The organism is Microcoleus sp. K1-B1, from assembly GCF_036704705.1.
Taxonomy (GTDB): Bacteria; Cyanobacteriota; Cyanobacteriia; order Cyanobacteriales; family Microcoleaceae; genus Microcoleus.
On the sequence record NZ_JAUBSH010000039.1, the window covers coordinates 46,673 to 63,393 of the forward strand.

Genomic DNA, 16,721 nt, shown 5'->3' on the forward strand with positions numbered 1-16,721 from the left:
TTTTTGCTCTTAGTCCTATTTATTCTTTCGTGTCTTAAAGAGGGACGAAAGTTTTTCTAGGAGCCGTGAAAACCGGGATCATCTCATTTTTGCAGCCCAGCTAGAAATTGGAGTTTTGAAGCAGGAGGCAGGAGGAAAGAGGAAGAAGGAAGGAGCCAGAAGAAGGGTTTTTACACATATGAGAGGCTCCTTTAACATCGGCAATTCTGATAAATACAAAAAGGTTTTCAGTCAGCAAGTGAGTTTTTTCGGGTAAACTTTTCGCGGGAATTCCATGCGAAATGTCGAACCTTTTTTGGGTTGACTTTCGGCAGTAATTGTACCGTCGATCATCTTGACTAAAGAAGCACAAATAGCTAGTCCTAAACCGGTGCCTGGATATTGGCGAGTTGTGGTTTGGTCGCCTTGGTGGAACTTGTCAAAAATGTAGGGAAGATTCTTTTCACAGATGCCGATTCCTGTATCCCGAACGGTGATAATTAGCCGATCGCAATTTAATTCCCGCACCTCAATGTAGATGCTGCCCTCATGTGTGAATTTAACCGCGTTGGAAACGAGATTGACCAAAATTTGCCGCAGGCGCAACTTGTCATTAACTATAAACTGATGCTGCAAGCACACGCTGACGGACATTGCCACATTCTTATCGGTGGCTTGATTTCCGAATTCCAAGGCGACATCCATTACTAAATGCGCTAAATCAAATTTTTCAATTTTTAATTCTGTGCGGCCACTCTCGATTTTGGAGAGGTCGAGGATATCGTTAATCAGCAGTAGCAGATTTTTGCCGTTATTTAAAATGCGCCCCACCATTTCTGTTTGCTGGGCGGTCAGCATTTGTTTGTGCTGGCGCAGCAGCAATTGGGAAAAGCCGATAATCGAATTCATGGGAGTTCGCAATTCGTGGGACATGATGCCCAAAAATTGCGATTTTAATTTGGCTGCTTCTAGCAGTTGCAATTTTTGCTGTTGAATGCGTCGCGCCTGATTTTCCAGTTCTTCCTGCTGGCGAATTAGCAGCTCGTTTTGCAAGTCTAAAAGCTGTTCCTGCTTTTTTAATTTTTCGATCGCCAGCGCGTTGTTAATTGCGATCGCCGCTTGTTTTCCCATCACCGCCAGCAGTTGCTGAGTATGCCTGTCCATCGCCATGCTGTCTTTCCCGTTGCCGATGGCCAACACACCCAAACGCCCGCTTGACCCGGAGTCGATCGCCGCTGCACAAGCCGCCGCCGGCAGCCAGCCTTGGTGGCACTCTGACCGCCACAGTACAGACTCTCCCGTCGCAAATGCTTTCCACAGCATCTTGTTTTGCACATACGGGGTTTTGCCCTCACCAAAGTTTTCCGTGCCCCCGACAGCGCTGAGTTTGAGGCCGCTGCAATCGTACTCCAGGAGAGCAACTAAGCAAAATTCCGCTCCTGCGATCGCCTGTACAGTCGCATCCGCAATGCCTTGCAACAACTGGCACAAGCTACCCGCCCGCTGGCTCAATATATTTGTAAACTGCTCTATCACCTGTAACTCCTGCCCAGCCTCTATTACCGTCCGGGCTTCGCACCATTTTTCATCTTTGAAGTTAGCTTCCGATCGCGCTTGATGGCGCCAAAACTCTTGTTCTGCTTGGGCCTCGGCTTGAGTTTGTTTGATCGGCTCCATATCTGTGTAGGTTCCCACCCACTCCAAAACTTCCTGACTGTCGGGGTTAGCGGGCCCTCCTTTGGCCACGTTCCAGCGGTAAGTGCCCTCTCGCGTCTGCAGACGAAATATAATTTCGTAGCTTTGCGGCGGGAACTTAGAAGTGTGCGATCTCGCCAATAGACGAGGGCGGTCTTCTGGGTGGACGCGCGCGAGATAGCCGAAACCCAAAGCTGCTGCTGCTGGTAAGCCCGTGTACTCCTCCCAGCGCGGACAGAAATAAGTCGCCGAACCGTCGGCATTTGTTTTCCAAACTATCTGAGGAATTGCCGACCACAGGCGATCGTCCTGAGTTTCGCACTCGCCAACTTGCGGTTGGGGCGATGTTATTTCAGATACTTTGTGTAAGATTTCCGAGTCGGAAAACTCCGAGGGAAAAGACTTATTGCCGTGATACTGAGTCATAACAGGTTATATAAATAAGCGTTGGACTAGAGCCCTAACACCGATTAAAGACTCGTGCTGCTAGCTTTATTGATTTTGAGGGCCCAAGTGCATCAAAATTTTTTATACTTTAAATCTATCGGGGTAGTGGTATCTTTACCTCTATCAACGGGCGGACAATGAGATAATTTAGTTAAACTGTTGAAACATTGAGAGCTTACCTGTCCCGAGGAAGGCTCGTGCAGGCATCGCCGCAAAATAACTTAAAAATTAACTTGCATTCTTGGCGGCTGCATGAGTATGCTTAAAAATGATGTGCAGCCTGTAAAACCCTAAATCAGGACACATTCTCAAATTTACTCAGTTTAGCTGAGTCAGTTGACGATATTTTAAAAGTTTAGCGGACTATTGGAAGAAAGATGAGTAAAATTCGCGTTGCTTTGGTAGAAGACCATGACCTGACAAGAGTCGGCATCCGCACAGCTTTACAACAGCGTGACACCATAGAAGTTGTCGGCGATGCAGCTAACGCTACTGACGGATTGAAACTGCTTCAGTCTTCAAAACCTGACGTGGCAATTGTAGATATTGGCTTGCCGGATTTTGATGGCATTGAACTTACACAAAAGTTCAAAAAATCCGTAGCGGAGTCCGATCCCGATACAAAAATTTTGATTCTGACTTTTCAGGACAATGAAGAAGAAGTTCTGGCAGCTTTTGCCGCCGGAGCTGATTCTTACTGCATGAAAGATATTAGCTTCGATCAGTTATTAGATGTAGTAAAAGTAACTCACGAAGGTAACTCTTGGATCGATCCGGCGATCGCCCGTATCGTCCTGAAACAAGCTCGTACTCAGGAACCCGCGCCGGAAGAACCGAAGGCTGAGGGTAAAAGAGTCACAATTAAGGCTGCCGAACCTGAGTTTAGTCACATCATTGAGACTTATCCTTTAACCGAGCGGGAATTAGAGGTTTTGGAACTGATCGTACAGGGTTACAGCAATGCTGCAATCGCCGAAAAGCTTTACATTACTGTCGGTACGGTCAAGACTCACGTCCGAAATATTTTGAACAAGTTGTGCGCTGATGACCGCACTCAGGCAGCCGTTCTCGCCCTGCGTTCTGGCTTGGTTGGATGAAGCTTTATCATCAGGCAAAATCAAGTTAAAAGTAGGGTGCGCTGAGCGCACCTTACGGTCACTGATTAAGGGTGTGCAGTGTACACCGACTAACTAATTGTTACCAAAAAATTAGGGTAGGCAGTGTGCACCAGCCCAGGAATTGTTTATTGTTAAAAAAGTGCTAAGATTTAAACCCGCATCTATCCCTGTACAGATATTTTTTTTAATCTTTTAACCAGTCAATCTACCTTAAGATAGATGCCAAAAAAATATCTTATTACTAATACTTATTGTTGAGCGATCCCCAGTTAGATAAATTTCACTCGCACTGCCAATATTGCGCGATTTCACTTCATAAAAAGCGCAGGCAGCGGCAAGATTACGATACTTTTAGGAATAGTTAAGCCTTAAATAAATTATATCCGCAGAGTGATGCTGAGTTCGCTTAGTTTTGCGAAATTAAAAGTATCAACTGCTACTGAAATATTTTAGAAAGAGGTATTATGGCCGCCCCAATTGAATTCAAGTTATTTGCTCCCTACAACAAAGGAGCTGCCTTGATTGGCTCTTTTTCTAATTGGGAAGAGATTCCGATGGAAAAGGACGAAGAGGGTTATTTTCGCACGCGAGTTGAGTTGGAGGATGGCGTTTATCAATACAAATTTCGCGTTCAGTCGAAAAGCTGGTTTCTGGAAGCAGATCAGTGGGTAGATGTGGTCGATCCCTACGCGACTGACATCGACAATCCCACTCAAAACGGCATTGTTCGGATCAAAGACGGCGATCGCATTGTCGATACCTACGTCTGGAAACACGACGACAAACCGCTACCCGCCGATCGGGAATTAGTGATTTACGAAATGCACATTGCCGACTTTTCCGGTGGTGAAGCCGATCCCCTGGCCCGCGGCCAGTACAAACACGTCGTCGAAAAACTCGATTACCTAGTCGAACTCGGCGTCAACGCGATCGAACTCATGCCCCTCAAAGAATACCCAGGCGACTACAGTTGGGGCTACAACCCCCGCTACTTCTTCGCTACCGAGTCCAGCTACGGAACCACAGAAGAACTCAAAAACCTGATAGACGAGTGTCACGGGCGCGGGATTCGCGTCATCATGGACGGGATTTACAACCACTCGGAAGCATCGAGCCCCCTCACTCAAATCGATCACGATTATTGGTATCACCACGAACCCCGCGATCCAGACAACAATTGGGGCCCGGAATTTAACTACGAATTCTACGACGAAAACTTAGGAACTTTCCCGGCGCGCCAATTTGCTGGCGATACAGTCCGCTTCTGGATTCAAGAATATCATCTCGACGGCATTCGTTTCGACGCGGCGCGACAAATTGCTAACTACGATTTCATGCACTGGGTAGTTCAAGAAGCCAAAAATGTCGCCGGCCCCAAACCGTTTTATACCGTTGCCGAATACATTCCCGACGATCCCAGCATCACTAATCTAGACGGGCCGATGGACGGCTGCTGGCACGACAGTTTCTATCACTCGATAATTCCACAACTGTGCGGGGACAATTTTGATTTAGAACGGCTCAAAGAGGTAATCGACTGCAAGCGGCAAGGTTACTTGGGTGCTACGAATGTAGTCAATTATTTGAGTAATCACGACCATGATCGCGTTTTTGCCGAATTGGGCGATCGCGGAATTTTGGATGAAGCCGCCTTCAAGCGGGCGAAGTTGGGAACCGTGCTGTTAATGACAGCAGTTGGCGTGCCGCTGATTTGGATGGGCGAAGAATTTGGCGAATACAAAGGCAAAACTATTGAGCAATCTAAAATTGACTGGACGCTGCTAGGAAATGACCTGAATAAAGGTTTGTGGGAATACTACAAAGGCTTGATTCACCTGCGTAAAAATAACCAAGCACTTTACACAGAAAACATCGAGTTTTTCCACGAAGACCCCGACTCGAAAGTTTTTGCTTACACTCGCTGGAACGATGAAGGTTCGAGAGTTGTAGTAGTGGCGAATATGTCGGAAAATTATCTGGCAGGTTACAGCGTTCCCCACTTCCCTGCCAACGGAACTTGGCACGAATGGACGGGGAATTATGACATTGAATCGGGCGATGACAATATTATGATTGACTTGCCGGAATACGAAGCGAAAGTGTTTGTTTGGCAGTAAGGCAACCGAGGACAAAGGCTTTCGCCGTTTCCCTACCCCAAAATAATCATTATGTAGGGAAACGGCACTGCCTTTCGTCGTGTCAACTTAAGCTATCAGTCCGTCAGTCCTCCCACCCGGCAGTCCGCCAGGGACTGAAGTCCCTGTCTAATAGCTGAAGTCCTCTGAAGAGGACTAATCTGGACTTCCCCCTGCAAATATACTTACATAGGCTCAAAAGCCTATCATTGCAAAAGTTTCAATTGTTGAGTAAAATGTCTGTAGCCATGTAGGTTATTCACGCCTGCAAGCTTACGCCAATTATATTGAATCTATTGCGTTCTGCGCGATCGCCAAAACGGCTATTGCTTTAACTTGGGTACAGTTTTTTCACTCAACAATTGAAACCTATAATTGGTAAATGTTTTAGACATTTTATTACATTTGTACGGGGGAAGTCCAGACTAATGAGTTTTTCAGTCCTCTTCAGAGGACTTCAGCTTTGAGGCAGGGGTTTCAACCCCTGGCGGGTTGCCGGAGTGCGGGTTTAACGCTAAGTTGACACGACGAAAGGCACGGTGCGGTGTCCCGAATCCGGACGCCGGAGACGGCATTGCCGTTTCCCTACAGATATGGCTCAAAAGAGAAGCTCTTTTTTGTTCCCAGATTGATTTTCTAAGCACAATTGGGTTATAGCCGCCGCCGGTATTGGTTTGCTAAAGAAGTAACCCTGGCCCATATCGCACTGATGCGATCGCAAAAACGCCAACTGTTCTGCTGTTTCCACTCCCTCAGCAATCACCTGTAAATTCAGGCCCTGTCCCAAGGCGATCGCCAGTTTCACAATAGTAGCACCGCTGCTGCCCGTCACCAAATCAGCCACGAAAGATTTGTCTATTTTTAAATTATTGAGGGGAAAGTTTTTCAGAGACCACAGCGAAGAATAACCCGTGCCAAAATCGTCCAGAGAAATGTGAATTCCCATGTCCTGCAACTGCTGCAATACCGACACCGTAAAGCTCACATCTGTCATGGCAATGCTTTCGGTAATTTCTATTTCTAAATATTCGGGATTTAACTTGGTTTCTGATAAAATTTCAGCGATGGTTTGTACCGTGTGAGATTGCAGAAACTGGCGGGCTGATAAATTCACTGCTATCCGCATCGGCGGCAATCCCAGTAACTGCCACGCTCGATTTTGCAAACAAGCAGTCCGCATCACCCATTCGTCAATTTGGCAGATTAATCCTGTTTCCTCAGCTAAGGGAATAAATCGATCGGGAGGAATCAAACCCCGTTCGGGATGCTCCCAGCGAATCAGAGCTTCCATCCCCACTATTTTGCCAGTATTTAAATTTATTTGCGGTTGATAGTGCAGGACAAACTCAGATTTATTTAGAGCTTTGTACAGATGATTTTCTAAGTTAAGATCTTCTGAGACTTTACTGCCGATCGCCTGCGTGTAAAACTGATAATTATTGCGACCTTTCTGTTTAGCTTTGTACATCGCAGCATCAGCATTTTTCAGCAAAGTTTCTGCATCTTCTCCGTCATAAGGAGCCAAAGCAATTCCCAAGCTAGCCTTAATATAAAGTTCCAAACCCTCAAAATTAAAAGGACTGCTTAAACTCTGGATAATTAGCTTGCAAATTTTAGTTGCTTCCTCCGGGGTGTTGATATTGTAAAGCAGCACAGTAAATTCATCTCCGCCCCAACGAGCCATCGAATCCCCGACGCGCAAACAGTTAGTCAAACGCCGAGATACACTTTGCAGCAACAAATCGCCCACTGGATGACCGAGAGTATCGTTAACATTTTTAAATCTGTCCAAATCTAGAAAGATTACCGCCAGCATTTCTCCATTTTGGTGAGCGCTAGCTAAAGCTAAAGACAGCCTTTCATTAAACAGTAATCTATTAGGTAAACCCGTTAATTGGTCGTGAGAAGCTTGATGTCGGATCATCGCCTCGACACGCCTCTGCATGGCAGCCATGTACAGGTGAGTTCCTAAAGATTGTGCTAGCTTCTGTTCCTCGCTAGTCCACTTTTGAGCTTCGCCGGTTTTGATTTCTTTCCAAGCTGCAAATGACTGTCGGGGACGATCGTGCCGCGCGTCCGAACTGCAACGGCCCGCCCACAAAATTTCGGTTTGTATAGGGCTGCGAAAAACGGTGAGACACCCGATGCACTGTTGGCGGTATTGCAGCGGTACTGCCAAAAATGATCGAATGGAAGCTGCGACTAAATTGGCAGATACAGATTTAAGTTGAGGTTCTTTAGAAATATCAGAAATTGCGTACAAGTGCGGTACGATCAAACTGGAAACATTGCTGTCAATTGAGCTGTAATGCTGGGAATAGAGATTTTCAAAAATACCTAATTGGCTTGTATGATTAGCAGTTTGTGCTCGATCGTCTTGGTTTGCCCTCCCCATAATCTGCTGCCAAAACGGGCTAAGTTCAAGGTCGATGTCCGCAGGCTGCTGGCCACAGGTATAAAGCAAAGCGGGCCGATCGCCAAACTCGGCTGCAATGTAGAGTCGCCCTCCTGAACCACGCAAATGCTTGACAGTTTGTTCGAGAACTGCTTTCCGAATTTCGTTTAGTTCCAGAGGAGAATGCAGCAAACTGGTAATTTGGTTGATAACGGCTTCGTCGCGCGCTTGCTGTCTAGCTTGACTCAGCAGAAAAGATTGGGCGATCGCAATTGAAAGTTGATCGACAAGCAACTGCACCATTTTCAATTCTCGATCGCTAAACCGTTTTGGTTGGCTATGGTGAGACACCAACAGCCCCCAAAGGTGATTTTGATGCAAAATCGGCACCGTCAGAGAAGAACGTGCCCCCATAGCCTTCAGATATTCAGCGTGACAGGGGTCTACAGGACGATAGCTAATATCTTCAACTGCTAAAGTTTTGCCGGTTTCGGGACAATCTAACCGATTAATTGTTTGATGCTTCAATTCCACATCTACAATCACTCGCTGCCGCGCTTTGAGAAACATTTCCCGAGCACTATGGGGAATGTCGCCTGGTGGAAAGCGCAAACCCAGCATAGATGGCAAATTGTCACCGTTGATGGACTCAGCAATGACCTCGCCGCTACCGTCGGTCTCAAAGCGATAAACTTTTACTCGATCGCTCTCTAAAAAGCTGCGGATTTCTCGCGCTGTGGTCGTCAAAATCTCTTGGAGTTCTAAAGAGTTGCGGATGCGATTGGTAATTCGATTGAGTAAAATCTCTTGTTCTAAAGTCGATCGTGACATTTGTGTAACTTTGGTGCGGGTCATGCCTTTTGATCTCCCGGGCTGTTGACAGCATTTTTGCGAGCCACAGTCTTAACTTGCCCTGTATTATACATTACAATACTTTGGCTCCGTCTAGGGGCTTGACCCAACCCAAGAGCGCGAAACTCGGTTTCTGGGGATATTTCCGCTTTTTAGACAAATTCGGGTGATAAACCGGGTTTTTCACAGCACTTACAAGGCAAGGCAAGAGGGATCTGACAATTAGTGAGGACTTGAGTCCCGATCGAGTTCGATCGCGACTCAAGTCCTCACTACAAAGCAATTGCAGAGCTAGAACACAAAAGGTATAGAAAAACCGATTTGAGCAACCAGTATTCTGCCCTCTGGAGGGAGAATACTGGTTGCTCAAATCGGCTAGTAAGTATTTATACCTTAAAAGGTCTTATTAAGCCGACTCCCAAATTCCCCGAATTCTGTCCGGCAAAAAGCCAGCTATTTCCTGAATTCGATCCTCGGACAGCTCATCCTTCGTTGCCGAAAATACAGCCGCGATCGCAGTTTCCGGTTTTACTCCCGAAGGAAGTGCGCCTTCTAGTTCCACCCTCCGTGCAAACAAATTGCCATCAATCCCCAAAGGTGCAGGCGCGCCGGTCAAAGGTTGACGCACCCGGCTGAGCAATCCCACCAGCGGATTGGTATCTTTCCAGAGGTCTGCTATTTCTTGTTGCAGGGTTTTGTCATCCGTAGGCAAAACTTCTTTGTGCAATTCAGATTCCACGTGCTCGATGGCTTCTTTTGTCATCACATCGCGCATGATCCGGTACACTACTTCGGTAATGTCGCGGGCATCAAAAATATCCTCCAAGTGACCTTTTACCATCACTTTTTCCAAAAACGGCATATCCTTTGAAGCGATAGGAACTGCCGATCCTTCCTGGTGGAGGGAGGTCGGAGGATTCGTCTCCATTTTGTGTAACAGTTTGCGGCCTTTTTCTGTTAAGTCAGCTTCTTGGAATGCCACTAAAGGCGGCAATAACTCAGCTCCTCCATAAGGCTCGCCACTAAACTGAGCTTTGATAAATTCCCTTTGGTTGAGGTAGTCCAAATGACCGAGCAATTCCGCTTCCGCCACCGTGTGACCCACATATTCTTCCGCTGCATTCCTAATTTCTGACTCTCCCCTGCCGTTGCCGCTGCCAATCTTTTTGAGCAAAATGTAAGTCAGGTCGTCTCTGATTGCAATTGTCATCGAAACCTCCTAGGTTAATATCCGGTAAAGCTCATGTAAAAACTGAAATTTTTTACTGGCTTAAATTGTGATGATTACTACTTAAAAATATTGAAGTATAAAGTAGAGTAATCAAGTATCTCTCAGCAGGTGGAAGTTATTAAAATTAAGTATCGGTTAGAATCTTACTTTAGGTAGATCCCTGTATGAGAACCCATGTCTAATGTGGTTAATATCCTAAAAAGCTGTCGCCACTCTTCAATGCTATTAAGCGAGGATGCTTTATTGGTAATATTTTCCGTATTTTTTGCGTATTTTTACCAAGGCTGACGCACAAAGAGCGCCTAAGTGGGTAATGGCCGCTGGGAGAGGTAGAATGAAGCAGATACAATGGTTAATCAACTGCGGTTGTTTTGCCCGCAGCGTGTAGCGATATTGTATCGGGTTAGACCAAAAACTGGTCATCGGAGAGCTACAAATCGAGCCAATCTGTTTCAAGTGCCGCATCGCCACTTGAAGAATGCCTCGGTAACAACTTTTTTGATCGTTGCGATCGGCATTTATGAATTACCCTCATTGGAACAATAAATTGGAATCCTCGTCTTGCATTAGCGGTCAACCCCCGGTTGAAAAGCGTCCTTTAGTGTTGGCTGTAGACGACAATCAGGACAACTTAGAGCTGCTGACACAAATACTCGATTTAATCGGCTGCGAGTGCGTGGGAGCAGTTGACGGGTACGCAGCTCTTTCAGCAGCATTAGATCGACAACCCGACCTAATCGTACTCGACATTTGCCTGCCGGATATAGACGGTATGGAAGTAGTAAAGCGCGTGCAACAAAACCCCGCTATCAGACATATTCCGATTGTTGCTGTCACAGCACTAGCCAAACCAGAAGACCGCGCTCGAATTCTCCAAGCAGGCTGCGTGGAATACCTTTCCAAACCTTTTAACATCAAAGATTTAGAAAGAGTTATTCGCCAGCACATTAACTCTCCAATGCTTTTGGTTGAGTTTTAGATTTATAGTTAGAATCACGAAATTGAGGTGCAGAGTCCAAAATTGCGATCGTTCCAGTGCGGCCTGTCTCCAAGGTCGCATCGCGGAGCAAATCAGTGACTCCCACGCCCAAAACCTTTTGGATTAATTCTTTCAGTTGCAATTCCAGAAGCGATTCTAATTGTGTTCGCACCTGTAACGCCAAATCTTGCTGACCGTTCTGAGCTAGAAGTTTTTCTGGTTGAGTAAGCCCATTTTCGACGACAATTATCAATTTGTTATCCAAAAGATTGCACAGCGCCTGACTCGTTGGGTGTCCGAGTTGAGAGCGGTACAAAGCTTGAATTCCCTGCGAAAGAGTCCGTTCTAATTTACCCCGAGTAGGTTCTAAGGTTTCCCCTGTCATATTTTTTATTGAAACCATGATAGATAAAAAAGACAGTTAACAGTTAGCAGTTAAGTTAACTGTTAACTGCTAACAGCTAACTATTAGAAATAACCGTCGCCTTAGCCGACAGTAACTTCATTAGTTTCCACCCCAGTTGCACCCTTAACACCTTTAGCAATTGTCACCAACTTGTTGACAATTTCCTGACTGGGAACTGTACCTTTGAGAACCACCGTAGTGCCAAGTTGAGCCACATAAACAGTGTCAATATCCGCCACATCGGGATTTGCATCGAAAGCCTGAGCCACCCGTTTAGCTAAACCGCTTTGATCGTATTCTCCATTCAAGCCCATGCGTTCCGGCGGGATTGTCTGAGCGCTCGCAGCAGGTTGAGCTTGAGCTGGAGATTGAGCTACAGGTGCTTGGTAAGCAGGAGCGTCAACAGTTTCTTGATTTTCAAGTTTTTCTAAACCAAACAATCTTTTTAGCCAGCCCATAGAGTTTGTCCTCCGACAAAGTTTGTGTTAATTGACGTGTTAATTGACGTGTTAATTGACGTGTTAATTCACGGTTGGCAAGTCGCCCTGTAATTGTTACTCTCAATACCAGGAATTACGATCGCACTCTTGGATGCAGAAACCGAGTTTTTTTTACAAAAAAGTATCGTTACAGCCATCCACCTAGGTAAAAAAACCCAGTTTGTTGAGTTTGGTGCGCCCATCCTAAATACAATTTACTGTCGTACAACTACGTCGATCATCTGCCTGGAGACATAATTCTTCCGCTCTCAAACAAATACTTGCGCTGACCATTCCGGCAAATCAAACTTAAACCCTTGTTCCCCAACTTCTACTATTTTGTTAGACATCCACTCGTGCCAAGTTCCCGCCGGAAACTTAGGAATGCTGTTACCAGATAGATAAGTATCCGAAAAATTAGCGACAACTACTGCTCGCGTTCCCTCATCGCTCCAGCGGTAGTAAGCCAGCACTTTGGCTTCGGTATTTTCGTGGATGAATTCAATATTTTCGGTATAAAGTGCAGGCAAATGTTGCCGCAGCCGAATCACGTGTTTGTAGTATTCCAACAACTCATGATTTGGCTGATTTTTCAACAAAGACCATTGCAGTTTATTCGGCTTGTTGGGAGTTTGCCGAGTAGATTGTCCAAACTCTTCGCCCATCCACAGCATCGGTATTCCTACTGCTGTGACTAACAAAACCGCTCCCAATTTAGCGCGTTTAAAAGCCGATTCTCGATCGATATCCCGAAAGCTGGCTTCGGCTAGCAAGTGATCGCGGTCGTGACTTGCTAAATAATTGATCACATTAGTTGTGTTTTGATAGCCTTGTTGTTTGGGTTCGAGAACTTGCTTGAGCTTTTCGATATCGAAAGTATTCGCCCCTAGATTTTCTATGGCAAAAATCCGAAAACTTTCGTGCCAGCACCCGTCCATCGGCCCGTCCGCAGCCACGAGTTCGGGAAGTTCGGGAATGTGTTCTGCTATGTTGTAAAATGGCTTGTTACCGGCGGTTTTTTTCGCTTCACAAGTTATCCAATGTAGGAAATCTCGATTGTCCAACTGCCGCACAGCATCGTAGCGAATCCCGTCGATATGATATTCTTGAATCCAAAAATTAACGACATCGCCGATAAATTTCCAAGCAGGACGAATGCCGAGTTTGGGGTCGAAGTTTTCGTAGTTAAACTCCGGGCCCCAGTAGTTAGCGGGATCTTCGGGATAGTGTTTGTCGCGGTAGTACCAATAATTGCGATCAATTAGCAATAAGGGACAATCTTCATCGCAGTGGTTGTAAATCCCGTCCAGAATCACCCGAATGCCTCGTCCGTGGCACTCGTCAATCAATTGCTTCAAATCTGCGGTTGCACCGTAACTGGACTCTACGGCAAAGAAATCGCGGACTTTGTAGCCCCAGCTATAATCGCCCGGATATTCATTAACTGGCATGAGTTCGATCGCATTTATCCCCAAATCACACAGATAATCTAATTTCTCCCTCACCTGCTGGAATTTACAGCGACTGTCGCAACCATCCGCCCCGGAAAAATCAGCAACGTGCATTTCGTAAACAACTAATTCTTCATTATTGGGGAGTTCTTTGTCATCGTGCTGCCAAACATAGGTATCAATAATTCGCGCACCTGCTTTGATCCGAAGTGTACTTGTATCAGTAGTGCGGTCAATTTCCGTCGCGTAGGGGTCATTGACTTCTACCCATTCGTCCGGTTCAAAACATGGACTTTGCGACTGAACTCGGAATTTATATTGATAAATACCGTCTTCTAACTTAATGTTAGTGCGGAAATAACCTTTGTCATCTTTTTCTAAGGGAATTTCTGCCCCTTGGGAAAAGGAGCCGAGCAGTGTAGCTGCTTTGTTATTCGGAGCGAAGAGTTTGAATTCAATTGCAGCGGCCATGAATACCTTGTTTGCAGAACTTATAAGTGTGATTAGTATTGATTTTTACAATTTGGTAAATCTGTCGCCATCGTTCTTAAGAGTTAAACCTCTTACTCTTATGTTGTGGGAGCATCTCAATGAAAGCAGCCCTCCGCTAGAAATTGGAGTTTTGAGGCAGGAGTTTTGAGGCAGGAGGCAGAAGGAAAGAGGAAGAAGGAAGGAGCCAGAAGAAGTATTTTTACAAATATGAGATGCTCCCTTATGTTGTAACCTGCTTGGCGGCGCAGCCGGAGGATTTAGTAGTGCCAACCCTAGCGATTGAGTAAGGTGCGCCCTAGGCACCCGGAAACCTGATTTTAATCAAAAATGTAGTTAAAGTAACTAAAAATTATTAAGTGCTATTTATGAACAATAGTCCGGGCTGTTTTGAATTCGTAGTCTGAAACCCTAGATTTTCCGTTGGTAGCAAACTTGCCTTGGAGCCTTGAACCCTTATTCTACGGTTGGCTATCAAACACGGTCCGAAGTATTGTATGAAAAGTAATTTAACTTTTGATAACTAGATAAATCGTGGTGAACATTTAACATTTGTAACTAAAGAAACATTTTTTACCATACAGGAATAATACCGTAGAAAGATGTCATTTTATGCGGAAACAGCGAGGATGAGCGTGTAATTATAAGGCAAGGGAAACCAGAACCATGAATCCTTTATTCAACTGGGTTTTCCTGCGACTTTAAGCCAAGTTTGAGCCGAGAATAGCAATGATTATTTTTGCTTATGTCTTGGCATCACTTGTTTTATAGTTGTTGATCTGCAAACTTTGTAGAACCAAAATTAGCTTTAATGACTGCTGCTACCTCAGTAATTGGTAATTGGTGAAAATCTCATTCGTCCCTATTACCCGTTAGATATTCCGAGCAGTGGCTCTAAGGCTCTAAAAGTTTAATGTGGGATGTTGGCGAATTACCGTTACTGTAAAACTCTGGAGTGTTAAAAATGCTAAAACAAATGTGTTGGTTGCCCAGACTCGGAGGCAATGGAGAAAAGATATTGCACTTGCGTACCGATACCCGTCAGGCGTGGCGGCCTTATACAGCTTTTCCGCAGTTCGCTGTAGCCGACTACCGGGAACCGGGCGGTTCTAATGGATGGGCAACATTTCAGAAGCTGAGAACTCAAGGGTGGAATTTAATATCGACTGAAGAAGGGCAGCAGTCGGTTTTTGGCGAACAGAAAAGTGCTTAAAAAACCCGAAACCGCAGCAATAAAAGAAGAGGTAAAATCCTCTTCTTTTATTACTTTGGGAGACAGAAACTGGGTTTTTAACCATCCTACTTGGTAGAATAGATAAGGTGTGCAGTGCTCACCTTACATAATTTTAAGATGTTTGCCAGTTGCAAGTAAATTAGGCGATCGCCCTTTCTTTCTCTGCTGTATTTGCTACGTTATGGAGCACCGGCTGGCGAGTTTTCAAGTTAAACCGGTATCCGTGGGGGAGGATGTGCAACTTGGCGCCGCAAATCGCCAAAGGTTCATCCTTCAACAGTCCATCTAGATTGTCGTGGAGTTTTTCCGACTCGTCGATGACAGTTACAGCGTTTTCGCCAATGACTTCTAACTCGTCACCGTGAACTAAAATAGCTGTATTTTCGTCAATACCAAATCCCAACACGGCAGGTTGCAGCAACAGTGCCGAAACTAAGCGTCCCAGACGACCTCGCTGGGCGAAATGCTGGTCGATGACAACTCCTGGAAGGAAACCCATTCCCGGGCCCATTGCTACGACATCAACGCGGGGATTTGTCTCCGAGTCTCCTTCAATAATCATCATGTCTGGCATCATTGCCGCGCCGGCACTGGTGCCGCCAATGATTATCCCTTCAGAGAAGCGTTTGTGCATAGCTGCGTCGAGTATGGTGTCTTTCAAGCAGCTAATAATCCGCGCTTGCTCTCCGCCGGTAAAGAATATGCCGGTCGCTTGTTCGATCGCTTCTAAATAATCTCGATTGCTGGCATCTTCCGGTTTCTGGGTGTCAACAACTCGCACATCTTCAGCGCCAAGTCGCTCAAACACTCGGATGTAATTATCTCCTACTTCTCCCGGCAGGCTAGTCGCAGCCGTCATGATCACAATGTGGGCTTTAGTGCCTCCGGCGCAGCGCAAGAATTCCCGCAGAATTTTGCAGTCCCCCTCTTTGTCTTCCGCGCCACCAATAATTAGCAACTTCCCCTGGTTTTCGTTGCTCGCCATATTATCTCTACTTTTAATTTATTAATTTTCACTAAAACACAAAATTCCTTTTTCCGAAAACTGCCGAAAGGTATATATAGATACAAAAAAAGCTCAGACTTCTACCCCTTCAGGACACACACAGCAAGGGTGATATGGGAGTTTACTCATCCTCGATAATCGACAAAACAAACTTACCCCCCCTAACAGGAGATAGGAGGGGTCAAGAAATGAGCTTAAATTACAGGGCCCACGCGCGCGCGGTGATCAATCCGGTTTCTGCTCCGATTCTTCGCTAATCCTCCTCAGATTGCTCGTAGAAATCGGGTTGATGAGCGTAAGTCCTCAATTAGTGCGATCGCCCCTTAGTGCGATCGCTCGATCAAATTGCTCAATATGGTACTCGCCCGTTCTAAAGGGAGGTGTCTGGGTTTGCCGTTCCAGACAATCTGATATTCGTTGCTGTTTTGACCATCGCCGTAGCCAGAAATTAGCTTCCGGTGAAAGGCTTCCTCAGCTAAGTTGTGAACTTTTTCCCTGAGAGCAGTTTGTGCGATTTTCATAATTTGCTGCCTCTTAAATTTTCTTTCACTGTCATAAACAATTATAAGTACAGAGTGTACCTCTCAAAAGTTATAGCTTTTTTTGGGAGGGAGGAAAGAAGTAGTCATTAGTCATAAGTGCTTAGTTATCTATGCTTAGTTATCTATGCTTAGTCATCTATGCTTAGTCAGATGTTGAAGGAAGAAGGAATATTTTCCCACTCTCCCCCTCTCCCCCTCTCCCCATCCTGACAGGTGTAGGTTTTTTACGACGGGGTAGTATAAAGTCAATTAAACCAGGCGAAAATGAGGGTGTTGAAACGAA

The 16,721-nt window shown here is 45.6% G+C and carries 12 protein-coding genes; 4 read left to right on the forward strand and 8 right to left on the reverse strand.

Annotation, left to right across the window (positions count from 1 at the left end; all coding sequences use genetic code 11):
* Positions 1–231: 231 nt before the first annotated feature.
* Positions 232–2,100, reverse strand: coding sequence for a PAS domain-containing sensor histidine kinase (locus tag QUA83_RS16150; protein WP_333294233.1), 1,869 nt, complete (start codon positions 2,098–2,100; stop codon positions 232–234).
* Between the two features lie 398 nt (positions 2,101–2,498).
* Between QUA83_RS16150 and QUA83_RS16155 the strand changes: the two genes are divergently transcribed.
* Together QUA83_RS16155 and QUA83_RS16160 are read left to right on the forward strand one after the other, a co-directional pair.
* Positions 2,499–3,218 carry a response regulator transcription factor gene (locus QUA83_RS16155; protein ID WP_333294235.1) on the forward strand — a complete coding sequence of 240 codons (720 nt, stop codon included), beginning with the start codon at positions 2,499–2,501 and terminating at the stop codon, positions 3,216–3,218.
* Between the two features lie 485 nt (positions 3,219–3,703).
* Entirely contained in the window at positions 3,704–5,356 is a 1,653-nt protein-coding gene (locus QUA83_RS16160; RefSeq protein ID WP_333294236.1) for an alpha-amylase family glycosyl hydrolase, read from the forward strand.
* A gap of 616 nt (positions 5,357–5,972) precedes the next feature.
* Here QUA83_RS16160 and QUA83_RS16165 read toward each other — a convergent pair.
* Together QUA83_RS16165 and QUA83_RS16170 are read right to left on the reverse strand one after the other, a co-directional pair.
* Positions 5,973–8,624 carry an EAL domain-containing protein gene (locus QUA83_RS16165; RefSeq protein WP_333294239.1) on the reverse strand — a complete coding sequence of 884 codons (2,652 nt, stop codon included), beginning with the start codon at positions 8,622–8,624 and terminating at the stop codon, positions 5,973–5,975.
* Positions 8,625–9,027: 403 nt separating this feature from the next.
* Entirely contained in the window at positions 9,028–9,831 is an 804-nt protein-coding gene (locus tag QUA83_RS16170; protein ID WP_333294241.1) for a DUF2267 domain-containing protein, read from the reverse strand.
* A 541-nt stretch (positions 9,832–10,372) separates the two neighbouring features.
* On the opposite strand from QUA83_RS16170, the gene QUA83_RS16175 reads away from it, so the two are divergent.
* Entirely contained in the window at positions 10,373–10,831 is a 459-nt protein-coding gene (locus tag QUA83_RS16175; RefSeq protein WP_333294243.1) for a response regulator, read from the forward strand.
* Here QUA83_RS16175 and QUA83_RS16180 read toward each other — a convergent pair.
* The 3 genes from QUA83_RS16180 to QUA83_RS16190 form a co-directional block, all read right to left on the reverse strand.
* Positions 10,800–11,216, reverse strand: coding sequence for a DUF2294 domain-containing protein (locus QUA83_RS16180; RefSeq protein WP_333294245.1), 417 nt, complete (start codon positions 11,214–11,216; stop codon positions 10,800–10,802). The two genes, QUA83_RS16175 and QUA83_RS16180, sit on opposite strands and share 32 nt — an antisense overlap.
* Before the next feature lie 101 nt (positions 11,217–11,317).
* Entirely contained in the window at positions 11,318–11,695 is a 378-nt protein-coding gene (locus tag QUA83_RS16185; RefSeq protein ID WP_333294246.1) for a BON domain-containing protein, read from the reverse strand.
* A 290-nt stretch (positions 11,696–11,985) separates the two neighbouring features.
* On the reverse strand, positions 11,986–13,638 hold the full coding sequence (locus QUA83_RS16190) for an alpha-amylase family glycosyl hydrolase (RefSeq protein ID WP_333294248.1): 1,653 nt from the start codon (positions 13,636–13,638) through the stop codon (positions 11,986–11,988).
* 982 nt (positions 13,639–14,620) lie between these two features.
* Between QUA83_RS16190 and QUA83_RS16195 the strand changes: the two genes are divergently transcribed.
* Complete coding sequence (locus QUA83_RS16195) at positions 14,621–14,869, forward strand: hypothetical protein (protein ID WP_333294250.1); 249 nt, start codon at positions 14,621–14,623, stop codon at positions 14,867–14,869.
* Positions 14,870–15,029: 160 nt separating this feature from the next.
* Here the strand turns inward: QUA83_RS16195 and QUA83_RS16200 are convergent, their stop codons facing one another.
* Both QUA83_RS16200 and QUA83_RS16205 read right to left on the reverse strand, forming a co-directional pair.
* Positions 15,030–15,875, reverse strand: coding sequence for a cyanophycinase (locus QUA83_RS16200; RefSeq protein WP_333294251.1), 846 nt, complete (start codon positions 15,873–15,875; stop codon positions 15,030–15,032).
* A 344-nt stretch (positions 15,876–16,219) separates the two neighbouring features.
* Positions 16,220–16,417, reverse strand: coding sequence for a hypothetical protein (locus tag QUA83_RS16205; protein ID WP_333294252.1), 198 nt, complete (start codon positions 16,415–16,417; stop codon positions 16,220–16,222).
* Positions 16,418–16,721: the final 304 nt, after the last annotated feature.